We start from the raw sequence: 1,257 nt of genomic DNA, 5'->3' as shown, positions 1-1,257 counted from the left end.
CGAGGACCTTGTGGCCGCCGCCGTCGGGGATGTTCCCGAGTTTCTTGATGTCGACGTGTACGAGGTCGCCGGGGGCGGCGTGCTCGTAGCGCCGGCCCAAGCTGAGATGGCCCGGCGCTGTTGGGTCAGGGCAGCGCTGAGCCGTTCGTCGGCGAGCTGGCGCCTGGGCTCGCCCGGTGTCGTTGGTCGGCCCACTGGCGGAGCTCCTCGTCACCGACATTCTCGATCGCCGCCAGCAGATCTTGCCTGGATGCCTCGCCACGGTCGGAGGCTGGAAGCAACTGATAGCGGTTGATGGCTTTCCGCAGGCCCTCTCGTGACTGGGCCGCCAATACATAGCGTGGCCCATGGGCAAACACCTGTCGGAGACCGGTGAAGAACAACGCTCCGCCAGCGATCAGAGCTGTCAGCCACGCCGGAGCGTGGAGCCCCGCTGCCACCACGGTGGACGAGGAGGTGGCGAGGGCACCCAGCTCGGTCAGGCGGTGCCACCTTCGAGCCGAGTTGCGCACCTGCTCGTAGAAGGCCAGTTCATCCTGGGCCAGCGCAAGCAACGGATCTGGGGCAGTCGCCCAAGGGGCGGCGTCTGGTGTCTGTCGGCGCATGGCCCAATGGTGGCCTCGGGACGCACTGCACGGAACAGGTTGCCTGGAACCGGGGCTGCAAGATTCTTGGCCACACCGCGAACTGCCGCCCGCCCGATGATGTGTGGAAGCCTGCCCGTCTCAGTTTCCGTCTCAGTTTCCGTCTCATTCAGCCGCGTTCATCGGCGTTCAGGGAAGGCCCGCGCCGGTTCTCCTCACGACAGCTGACTCGGCGTGAACGCAGGTGAACGGTGAACAACTCCGTTTTGTAGAGGCCGATCCAAGACTCCATGAGCGCGTTGTCCAGAGCGTCGACGACGGTGCCGATCGAGGTATCAATCCCGGCTTTGAGGAGGTGCGCGGTGAACGCCTTCCCCGCCTGGGTCTCGGCCCTCCAGAACGTCCGGCACACTGTCGTCTTCGGCGCCTCCGGGCTTTCCCGCGCGGCCGTGGCGATCGTCTGAACCAGTGATCGTCCGAACCGGTGGTCGTCCGAACCGATGGTCGTCGGTGTGTGAACTCGCGTGCGTGTCAGCGTTCGTTCATCGGGACGGGGGGGGGGGGGGGGGCCCCGGGGAGACCCCCCCCCCCCCCCCCCCCCCCCCCCCCCCCCCCCCCCCCGAGAGGAGAAAGAGCGCCCACCCCTTCCCCCCACACCCCTCCGGAGGACCAT

General features: G+C 67.5%; 1 protein-coding gene and 1 pseudogene. Both read right to left on the bottom strand.

Annotated elements, in window-relative coordinates; genetic code table 11:
• Positions 1-125 precede the first annotated feature (125 nt).
• Positions 126-605: an SLATT domain-containing protein gene (locus ACZ4WS_RS08235; protein ID WP_467978279.1), complete on the bottom strand. Its 480-nt coding sequence runs from the start codon at positions 603-605 to the stop codon at positions 126-128.
• 223 nt (positions 606-828) lie between these two features.
• Positions 829-954 (bottom strand): annotated as a pseudogene (locus ACZ4WS_RS08230) (IS3 family transposase); the annotation flags it as partial.
• Between the last annotated feature and the right edge of the window lie 303 nt (positions 955-1,257).

This window comes from Streptomyces sp. NPDC029292 (assembly GCF_055569295.1).
Note: the sequence above shows the minus strand (reverse complement) of the source record. Positions and strands in the feature narration are given on the sequence as shown.

Excerpts from the sequence above, each read along its gene's own strand:
- ACZ4WS_RS08235 (WP_467978279.1), bottom strand. The coding sequence starts at position 605 with ATGCGCCGACAGACACCAGACGCCGCCCCTTGGGCGACTGCCCCAGAT.